General features: G+C 55.8%; 9 protein-coding genes. 5 read left to right on the top strand and 4 right to left on the bottom strand.

Features of this window, described 5'->3' with window-relative positions; translation table 11 throughout:
* Window positions 1-65: 65 nt before the first annotated feature.
* Complete coding sequence (locus RTK01_RS06420; protein WP_312280180.1) at window positions 66-653, top strand: DUF5050 domain-containing protein; 588 nt, start codon at window positions 66-68, stop codon at window positions 651-653.
* A 191-nt stretch (window positions 654-844) separates the two neighbouring features.
* Here the strand turns inward: RTK01_RS06420 and fumC are convergent, their stop codons facing one another.
* Entirely contained in the window at window positions 845-2,203 is a 1,359-nt protein-coding gene (gene fumC, locus RTK01_RS06425) for a class II fumarate hydratase (RefSeq protein ID WP_312280181.1), read from the bottom strand.
* Window positions 2,204-2,531: 328 nt separating this feature from the next.
* Here fumC and RTK01_RS06430 point away from each other — a divergent pair, with 328 nt between their 5' ends.
* The 3 genes from RTK01_RS06430 (at window position 2,532) to RTK01_RS06440 (ending at window position 5,189) form a co-directional block, all read left to right on the top strand.
* Window positions 2,532-3,326 (top strand): hypothetical protein, encoded by a 795-nt coding sequence (locus tag RTK01_RS06430; RefSeq protein ID WP_312280182.1) that lies wholly within the window; start codon window positions 2,532-2,534, stop codon window positions 3,324-3,326.
* A 119-nt stretch (window positions 3,327-3,445) separates the two neighbouring features.
* The gene (locus RTK01_RS06435; RefSeq protein ID WP_312280183.1) at window positions 3,446-4,261 is read left to right on the top strand and encodes a transketolase; all 816 of its coding nucleotides are present in this window, start codon (window positions 3,446-3,448) and stop codon (window positions 4,259-4,261) included.
* Between the two features lies 1 nt (window position 4,262).
* On the top strand, window positions 4,263-5,189 hold the full coding sequence (locus RTK01_RS06440) for a transketolase family protein (protein WP_312280184.1): 927 nt from the start codon (window positions 4,263-4,265) through the stop codon (window positions 5,187-5,189).
* 176 nt (window positions 5,190-5,365) lie between these two features.
* Here RTK01_RS06440 and RTK01_RS06445 read toward each other — a convergent pair whose 3' ends face one another.
* A complete protein-coding gene (locus tag RTK01_RS06445; protein WP_312280185.1) occupies window positions 5,366-6,382 on the bottom strand; it encodes a LacI family DNA-binding transcriptional regulator in 1,017 nt (338 codons plus the stop codon).
* A gap of 395 nt (window positions 6,383-6,777) precedes the next feature.
* Here RTK01_RS06445 and gap point away from each other — a divergent pair, with 395 nt between their 5' ends.
* Window positions 6,778-7,791 carry a type I glyceraldehyde-3-phosphate dehydrogenase gene (gap, locus tag RTK01_RS06450; protein WP_312280186.1) on the top strand — a complete coding sequence of 338 codons (1,014 nt, stop codon included), beginning with the start codon at window positions 6,778-6,780 and terminating at the stop codon, window positions 7,789-7,791.
* Between the two features lie 62 nt (window positions 7,792-7,853).
* Here gap and RTK01_RS06455 read toward each other — a convergent pair whose 3' ends face one another.
* Both RTK01_RS06455 and fabZ read right to left on the bottom strand, forming a co-directional pair.
* Window positions 7,854-8,312, bottom strand: coding sequence for a MarR family winged helix-turn-helix transcriptional regulator (locus RTK01_RS06455; protein ID WP_293009437.1), 459 nt, complete (start codon window positions 8,310-8,312; stop codon window positions 7,854-7,856).
* Window positions 8,313-8,379: 67 nt separating this feature from the next.
* On the bottom strand, window positions 8,380-8,814 hold the full coding sequence (gene fabZ / locus RTK01_RS06460) for a 3-hydroxyacyl-ACP dehydratase FabZ (protein WP_312280187.1): 435 nt from the start codon (window positions 8,812-8,814) through the stop codon (window positions 8,380-8,382).
* Between the last annotated feature and the right edge of the window lie 42 nt (window positions 8,815-8,856).

Below are 8,856 nucleotides of genomic sequence, written 5' to 3' on the forward strand. Positions count from 1 at the left end.
TTTTCGGAGGGTTGCACAACCCTGCCCCGGGGTGTAGGATGGAATATGCAGGGAGTGTATTTATTATGAAAGTAAAGATAAGCGTCTTTGCATGTCTTTTGACAATGCTGATTTTAATGACAGGCTGTAACGCGCCGGATGGAGAGAGCGGGGCAAGTTCTCAGGCCGCTTCTGGCGGAGGGGAGAGCAGCTTCGGCGGGGAAGAAGATGTATCCTCCGCCTCGCAGACCGGGGCCGAAGCTTCGTCCGACCAGAGTGAGTGGACAGCGTATATTGACGATGCGCATCAGCTTTGCATTCAGAAAAAAGACGGCTCCGAAGCGAAGGTGCTTGTGAAAGACGTGGCAGCAGCGGCCTGCGTGGCGGAGGCGTGGGTATATTATCTTCCCAATCTGGACGAAATTGACAAGGTAAAGCTGGACGGTTCCCAGATAACAAAGGTGTGCAGTACCGACGCGTTTCAGGTGTATAATGCGAATCTGGACATATATCACGAAATTAACGGCAGTACCTCCGTCACCGCGAACTATCAGGACGGCTACATTTTATATACATGCGTTCAGTTGAAGCAGGAGGAGGATGCAAGGCCGAATCCTCCGTCTTATTACAGGCTGGACCTTGATAAAAACACGCTGACACAGCTTGTGGATTAACCGTATTAAATGTACCGTGCTGCGATACAGCTCCCACTAAATTCATCCGGTGGGCCGCTGGGCAAAATTTGCAAATTTATCTAACAAATAAGATCAACCCTCCGGTTTGCCTGGCAGACCGGAGGGTTAGCGTGTTTTTGTGAAAATCTGCGATTGGATGGAAGTGCTCACAGAAAAAGATAGAAAGCGGCTTAGACCATTTTCTCGGGGCGCACGGCCTCGTCAAATTCCGCCTCGCTCAACAGGCCCAGAGAAAGGGCGGCCTCTTTCAGCGTCGTCCCGTCCCGAAGGGCCTGCTTGGCGCACTCCGCCGCCTTTTCATAACCGATTTGCGGCGTGAGACAAGTCACCAGCATCAAAGAGCCGCGGAGATTCTGCTCCATCCGCTCCCGGTCGGCGGTGAGGCCCTCCATACAGTGGACCCGGAAGGAGTCCATCGCGTCCGCCAGCAAGCGGGCGGACTGCAAAAAGTTTTGAGCGCACACCGGAAGAAACACGTTGAGTTGAAAGTTTCCCTGAGACGCGGCAAAGCCGATTGCCGCGTCGTTCCCCATCACCTGCACGGCCACCATCGTCACCGCCTCGCACTGTGTGGGGTTCACCTTTCCGGGCATGATGGAGCTGCCCGGTTCGTTTTCGGGAATATGAAGCTCCCCCAGTCCGCAGCGGGGGCCGGAGGCATACCACCGCACATCGTTGGCAACTTTCATGAGATTTGCCGCAAGGGCTTTCAGCGCCCCATGGGCAAACACCAGCGCGTCTTTAGAGGTCAAGGCGTGGAACTTGTTTTCGTCCGGGACAAATTCCGTGCCGCTCAGCTCTGAGAGACAGGCGCAGACCTTGGCGTCAAACCCTTGGGGTGCGTTCAGCCCCGTGCCCACGGCGGTGCCGCCGATGGCAAGGCGGCGAAGCTCTGAAAGAGCCGTTTTCAGCATCCGGCAGGGCGCGTCCACCAGCTCCCGCCAGCCGGAAATTTCCTGAGAGAACCGCAGGGGGGTTGCGTCCTGCAAATGGGTGCGTCCGATTTTGATAATGTCCTCGTTTTCCCGTTCCAGCCGGGCAAAGGCCCCACTCAGCCGTTTTGCGGCGGGCAGCACGCCCGCTTCCGCTGCCAGCACCGCCGCGATGTGCAGGGCGGAGGGAAACGTGTCGTTGCTGGACTGGGAGGCGTTCACATGGTCGTTGGGGTGGAGGGGAGTTCCCCGCTCCGTCGCTAAATGAGAAATCACCTCGTTAATATTCATGTTGGTCTGGGTGCCGGACCCCGTCTGCCACACCACCAGAGGAAATTCCTCGTCCCACTGTCCGGCGCGGATTTCGCCGCACACGGAAGAGATGATTTTCGTCTGCTCCGCCGTCAGCTTGCCGAAGTCCGCGTTGGCCTTGGCGCAGGCTTCCTTTAAATAAGCAAAAGCCCCAATAATTTCCTGGGGCATTTTTTCCGTGCCGATTTTAAAGTTTTCAAGGCTCCGCTGAGTCTGGGCGCCCCAGCGGCGTTCCGCCGGAACCAAAATTTCTCCCATGGTGTCGCGCTCGCGTCTCGTTTCCATCCTGCGTCCCCCTGTTTTTGATGTTTTTTCTCATTATAGCGGCCCGTGGCCTAACCCGCAAGCCCCTGTGAGAAAGGTTTGGCGGAGGAAAGAGGGCGGACGGCAGGGGAGAGACTGATACGCCTCGAAATGCGGTGCCCTGTGGCACGGCCGTGGAGTTTGCTGATAATTTGTGATACAATAATGACAGACGGTTATTTAGCCGGACTTATGTGGCAAATGCCGTTGATGCAATTATATCGCGGGATGCGCTGTGCCTGTGGTGTAATTGGGAACAAAGGTAATGTGCCAATGCGTTGTGAGACACAAACTGTGGAGGTTCTTTCTTGTGAAAAAAATATTTACTGTAACCATGATCGCTTTAGCGCTTGCGGGATGCGGTCAAAACAGGACCAGCTCTCTCCCGCCCATAGATGCCGAATCCTCGTCCAGCTCCGCAGGGCAGGAATCGGTCGGGCAGGCTGCTTGGGAATCCGCGTATACCGCCTTCTTGACCAATGGGGAAGAGCTGCCCGAGGCGCTGAACATTGCGGTTAACGGCGCAGGGCTTGCGGATTTGAACGTGGACGGTACTCCAGAACTGATTTTGTTTGATCCCGGGTCAGGTGCATCAAACGGTATTAACATCTTTGACATTGATGCAAATGGTCAGGTTGTTTGCGTATCAGCCGCGTCCATGTTTAACGGCGGGTTCACACCTGTCAGCATTTTTGGCAGCGATGCGAATATGTTTCATCTGATTAAAACGGAGTCGAGGCAGCTTGCATATTATTGCATTTCTTCAAACAGTACAGAAGGTTATGCCTATGAAGCCTATATCAGCTTTGTTCAAGGGGATCTGCTTTCACTGAAGGAGCTTGCCTTTGTGGAGGAGGAAGCAGACCCTGCGTTTCCTGATGAAAAGAGCTATCGGTACCGCGTTGAAGGAAATGAGACAACAGATGACGCTTATGTGCGTAAGGTGGACGAGTTTCTTGGAAACGCAGAGGAGCTTCCGACAAATATTTCTGCCGTCATGCTTACGGATAAAGGTGATACCTCCGATATGCAGGGGGCGCTTGAGATGTTCAAGGAGGCAGCGGCGAATTATAAGCCGCTGGAGAATTATGATATCTCGGAATAAAGAACAGCTCGTTTCCGTTGGCAATTCAATCGGGGTCTTTCTTGACACGCAGAGACACTTGTGATACCGTAGAAACTTAGGAATACAACCCAAATTCATTGGGAATACGGAGGAAGAATATGACGACGCAAGAGCTGGAAAAATTCTGCGCCGCGGTCCGGAGGGACATCATCAACATGACCGCCGACGCGGGCAGCGGACACCCCGGCGGCTCGCTCTCCGCGGTGGAGCTGATGAGCGCCGCGTTTTGCACCCAGATGCGGGTGGACCCCAAACATCCCCACGACCCGGACCGGGACCGCTTCGTCCTGAGCAAGGGCCACGCCTCCCCCTGCTACTACGGAGTGCTGGGCGAGCTGGGCTTTTTCCCCAAGGAGGAATTTAAAAGCTTCCGCCAGCTCCATGCCATTCTTCAGGGGCATCCCGACGTGAAAAAGGTTCCCGGAGTGGACGCGTCCACCGGCTCTTTGGGGCAGGGCGTGTCCATCGCGGTGGGCATGGCGCTAGGCGCAAAGCACCTGAAAAAAGACACCAGGGTCTTTGCCATGTGCGGCGACGGAGAGGCGCAGGAGGGCCAGCTATGGGAAGCGTTTATGTCAGCCGCCCACTACAAGCTGGACACTCTCCCCATTTTGTTGGCCAACAACGGCCTTCAGATTGACGGGTCCAACGAGTCGGTCATGAGCCTTGGTAATTTGCCCGCCAAGCTGCGGGCTTTCGGCTTCGACCTCATTGAGCTGGCAGACGGCAACGATATTGCCGCCGTGGTGGAGGCGCTGGCCCGTCCCGCCGTTCCCGACAAGCCCCGGTGCATTCTTGCACACACCTTGAAGGGCAAGGGCGTGTCCTTTATGGAAAATCAGGTGGGCTGGCACGGCAAGGCCCCCAATGAAGAGCAGCGGGCCGCGGCCCTCGCGGAACTGGAGGGAATGTAAGATGGCAGAAAAAATCGCAACCCGCGCCGCATACGGCGAGGCGCTGATTGAGCTGGGTGCGCAGAACGACAAGGTGGTGGTTCTGGACGCGGATTTGGCCAACGCCACCCAGACCGCAAAGTTTCAAAAGGTGTACCCTGACCGCCACTACAATATGGGCATCGCCGAGAGCAACCTCGTGTCGGTGTCCGCGGGAATGTCCACCATGGGGCTGATTCCCTTTTGCTCCACCTTCGCCATGTTCGGCGCGGGCCGCGCTTATGAGCAGGTGCGCAATTCTGTGGCCTACCCTCATTTCAACGTGAAGCTTTGCATGACCCACGCGGGCGTCTCCGTGGGAGAGGACGGCGGAAGTCATCAGGCCATTGAGGATTTGGCTTTGATGCGGGTGATTCCCGGCATGACGGTGATTGTTCCCGCCGATGCGAAAGAGGCGAAAAAGGCCGTCTTTGCGCTGGCGGAGCAGGAAGGCCCCGCCTATCTCCGGCTGGCGCGGCTGGCTTCTCCGGTGTTCGAGGAAGACTATCCCTTTGAAATCGGCAAGGCAAACGTCATGCGGGAGGGACCCGACGCGGCTGTCTTTACCTGCGGGCTGATGGTGTCCGAATGTCTGGAGGCCGCAAAGCTTCTGGAAGCCGACGGCATTTGCGTCAGCGTGGTCAATGTCCACACCATTAAGCCCATCGACGCGGCCTGCGTCACGGAATACGCACAAAAGTGCGGTGCGGTGGTCACCGTGGAAGAGCACAGCGTCATCGGCGGTCTGGGAGACGCGGTGGCGGACGTGCTGATGGGCAAGGTTGCCTGCAAGTTCAAGAAGCTGGGCGTCAACGACCGCTTCGGACAGTCCGGCAAGGCGGAGGACGTTTTGCGGGAATACCGCCTTACCGCCGGTCAGATCGCAGAGGACATCAAGGCCGCCCTGTAAAGCCTTTGGGCCATATCAATTGAAAAGCGCGCCGCCGGATTTCCGGCGGCGCGCTTTTTACTATCGTGCACATGCGACCAACTGATTCTTTAAAATTAAAAGAAAATTTTTAGGACGCTTCAAAAAAGTTATAGAAGATTTTTTGAAGAGATCATCAGGAGAGCGGTTTGATCTCTTTAGCCGTCCGAATCATTTTTGGACTTTGGCACATCATAGGGGCGATAAGCGGAAGTGAGCACCTTTTCAAAAATCGGCGCGTCCGGGTCTTCCACCCGCTTCAAAATCTCTTCCCCGGCGATGTTTCCCAACTCGTCCACAGGCTGGACAATGGAGTCAATCTGGTTGGCGTAAAGCTCGTAAAAGTCCGATTCATAATCCACAAAGCTCACAAGGTCAATGTCCCGGGCAAGCTGCACGCCCTTGCGGTGCAGGTGAATGATAGACTCCGAAGCCATCAGGCCGTTGGTGACGATCACCGCGTCGCAATGCTGCTCCAAAAGCTCGTCAAGGCAGCCGTGGGCGCTGTTTTCCATGGAGTCTCCGTAGCGGATCAGCGACGCGTCCGCCTCCAAACCGCAGTCTGAAATGGCCTGCTGATAGGCAGAGACGCGCTCCTGCGTGGAGGACAGGCGGGGAAGGCCGCCGATAATGCCGATGCGCCGGTCTCCTTTGCCCACCAGGCGGCATACGCTGCGGTAGATAGGCTGGAAATTAGACACGCACACGGAGGTGAATTTTTTCTCGCCAAACACCCGGTCCACCAGCACCACGGGAAAGCCCGCGGGAATCAGGCTGTCCAGCCGCTGGAAACTGTCCATGGTGCTGGCAATGAGCAACCCGTCCACAAGACCGGCGGACAGCAGGCGAATGTTCCGTTCCTCGCGGTCCATGTCCTCCTTGGTGTTGGCAATGATCAGGTGATATCCCGCAGCAGCCAGATAATTTTCCACCGATTCGATCATGGTGGCGAAAAATTTGTTGGAGATGTCCGGCACGATAAAGCCGATGGTTTTCCGCTTCCCGGTGCGGAAGCTCCGGGCGGAGGCATCCGGTGTATAGCCTAGACGGGAAATGGCTGCGTAAACCTTTTCCCTTGTCTCCTCCGAGACGTAGCGCGTGTTGTTGATGGTGTGGGAGACGGTGGCCGTGGACACGCCGGCAAGCTTTGCCACATCGCTGATGGTCACTTTCATCGTGGAGAACCGCTCCTTTCTCACGTAGATTCGCTTGTCCCAATACCCGGAGACGGGAACGGTTAAGCGTGGGTACGTCGTGCCGCCACAGCCCAGACACCGCGTTTTGCGGACTGTGGAGTTTGCGCAAGCTGTGTCGGCATTACGTAATCCTTTAATTAGTGCTTAGTATATGCTCCTTCCGTTGCAACGTCAAGGCCCTGCGGCGATTTTAAACGCAAAATTGTGCAAATTTTTCAAAAATTATTGGATTTATACAAGTAACTATAAAAAATCTTATGGTTTTGACAGTTGCAAAGGCAAGCGAGTTGTGATACTATTCAAATGTAAACGATTAACAAAAACGGTTGCGCAATCGGTTTTCAGCAGCCGAATTTGAAAGGAGACGTTTCCTTATGAAGGTTCAAATTGGAATTAATGGCTTCGGCCGCATTGGTCGTCTGGTTTTTCGCGTCGCAATGACCCGGGACGATGTGGAGGTTGTGGCGGTGAACGACCCGTTCATGACCCCTGACTATATGGCCTATATGCTGCGCTATGACACGGTCCATGGCCGGTTTCAGGGCGAGGTGTCCCATGAGGACGGCGCACTGATTGTCAACGGGCGGCGCATTGCCGTGTACGCGGAGAAGGAAGTGGGCAGCATCCCCTGGGGCGACGCGGGCGCGGAGTATGTCTGCGAGTGCACCGGGCAGCACCTGACAAAGGAGAAGTGCCAAGGCCACATCGACGCGGGCGCAAAGCACGTGATCATGGGCGCTCCCTCTAAAGATGACACCCCCATGTTCGTCATGGGCGTGAACAACAAAAAGTACACCTCAGATATGCAGTTTGTGTCCAACGCCTCCTGCACCACCAACTGCCTTGCCCCCATTGCCAAGGTGCTCCACGAGAGCTTTGGCATCAAGGACGGATTGATGACCACCGTTCACTCCGTCACCCCCACCCAGAAGATTCTGGACGGCGCTTCCATGAAGGATTGGCGCGGCGGCCGGGCGGGCTGCGGAAACATCATTCCCTCCACCACCGGCGCGGCAAAGGCCGTGGGCAAGGTCATTCCCGACCTGAACGGCAAGCTTACCGGTATGTCCATGCGTGTTCCCACGCTGGACGTGTCCGTGGTGGACCTGACCGTCAATCTGGAAAAGCCCGCCACCTATGAAGAGGTCTGCAAGGCCATGAAGACCGCCTCCGAGGGGGAGCTGAAGGGCGTTTTGGGCTATACCGAGGACGAGGTCGTTTCTTCGGACTTCCTGGGGGATTCCCGCACCTCTATCTTCGACGCCAAGGCAGGCATTGCCCTGACGGACACCTTTGTCAAGGTTGTCTCCTGGTATGACAACGAGTTCGGCTATTCCACCAAGATGGTGGAGTTGGCCAGCTATATGGCTTCGGTGGACCACAAGTAAGAATTTTAAAAGAATGAAACCCGGGAGCGCTCTTATGGGCGCTCCCGGGTTTTTGCGATGCTTTATTCGATGGCGGGAATCTCCGGCAGCACCACCTCCGGCATCAGCTCGCCGCTGATGATGCGCAGCATCTCCTCCAGCTTTGCGCAGTCGTGGGGGGGAAAGCGCCGCTGCATCCGCTCCGTCACCTCTCGCACGTAGGAGGAACTGATGTTGTAGTAATCAATATACTTCTGCGTCACCCGCAGGTGAAACTCCCGTCGGTCCTCCGGAGACTGCACCCGGTCCACATAACCCTTTTTCACCAGACTGTTGACCTTGTAGGCGGCATTGGAGGGGGAGATATGCAGAAACGATGCAAACTCGTTGATGGTGGGACTTTTCAGCGCCTGAATGGATTCCATACAAAAGGTTTCTATGGTGGACAGGCTGGCCTCACGGGACTGAAAGCCGGTCAAAATCTCCTGATAAAAATGCAGCTTAAATTTGCTATACACCTCAAAAAAAAGCTGATCCAGCACGGCAAAAACCACCCTTTTTAGAATTTATGCCCTTTAGGGCGTTACGACTGGGATTCAAACGCGGTTTTCACTGCCCGATGGCAAAGGTCAGCTCCGCTGTGGCGGCCAACACGCCGTCTACCCGAACCTCCGCCTCGCCGATTCCAACCGGGCCGCGCTGCTTTGTCAGGGTGCAGGTGATCTCCAATACGTCGCCGGGGGTTATCTGCCGCTTAAAACGGGCGTTTTTCACAGCTCCCATCAGGGCAATTTTCCCCCGGTTTTCCGGCAGAGCCAGCACGGCAACGCCCCCTACCTGTGCCATGGCCTCGATCATCAAAACGCCGGGCATCACGTGCTTTTGAGGAAAGTGCCCCTGAAAAAACGGCTCGTTTACCGTGACGCACTTAATCCCCTTGGCCCACTTTCCCGCCTCGCCGTCCACAATGCGGTCCACCAGAGCAAAGGGATAACGGTGGGGGAGAATCTGGGCGATTTCGTCGGAGTTATACTGCAAGCCCATGGCTCAGTCCTCCCATTTCTTCAAAAGAATGCTGCCGTTGTG

This window comes from Oscillibacter sp., from assembly GCF_031978065.1.
GTDB lineage: Bacteria > Bacillota > Clostridia > Oscillospirales > Oscillospiraceae > Oscillibacter.

Coding starts and splice junctions, on each gene's coding strand:
- gap (WP_312280186.1), top strand. CDS start 6,778: ATGAAGGTTCAAATTGGAATTAATGGCTTCGGCCGCATTGGTCGTCTG.
- RTK01_RS06435 (WP_312280183.1), top strand. CDS start 3,446: ATGACGACGCAAGAGCTGGAAAAATTCTGCGCCGCGGTCCGGAGGGAC.
- fabZ (WP_312280187.1), bottom strand. CDS start 8,814: ATGGGCTTGCAGTATAACTCCGACGAAATCGCCCAGATTCTCCCCCAC.
- RTK01_RS06420 (WP_312280180.1), top strand. CDS start 66: ATGAAAGTAAAGATAAGCGTCTTTGCATGTCTTTTGACAATGCTGATT.
- RTK01_RS06440 (WP_312280184.1), top strand. CDS start 4,263: ATGGCAGAAAAAATCGCAACCCGCGCCGCATACGGCGAGGCGCTGATT.
- RTK01_RS06445 (WP_312280185.1), bottom strand. CDS start 6,382: ATGAAAGTGACCATCAGCGATGTGGCAAAGCTTGCCGGCGTGTCCACG.
- fumC (WP_312280181.1), bottom strand. CDS start 2,203: ATGGAAACGAGACGCGAGCGCGACACCATGGGAGAAATTTTGGTTCCG.